Raw genomic sequence first — 271 nt, forward strand, 5'->3', positions numbered from 1 at the left:
CATATCAGCCAGATCAGCTGCGCCCGCAGTGTCAGTATGCTGCGGGAAGCTCGCCAGCGTGGATTACAGGTCAGCGCCGACGTCGCCATCGCCAATCTCTGTTACACCGACGCCCAGGTCAACGGCTACGACAGCCGCTACCACCTGCTGCCGTCGTTACGCAGCGAAGCAGACCGGCAGGCACTGCTGGCAGCGGTCAACGCTGGCGAACTGGCGATTTGCTCCAACCATCAACCGCACGAAATTGTCGCGAAAAAAGCCCCATTTGCCG

Annotated in this window: 1 protein-coding gene; it reads left to right on the forward strand. The window is 60.9% G+C overall.

The annotated features are described in order from the left end of the window. Positions 1 to 36: 36 nt before the first annotated feature. Positions 37 to 271, forward strand: a 235-nt coding sequence (locus Q4563_RS19965; RefSeq protein ID WP_303605756.1) for a hypothetical protein, incomplete at its 3' end; no start/stop codon positions are given.

The sequence above is a fragment of the Gilvimarinus sp. 1_MG-2023 genome, from assembly GCF_030548285.1.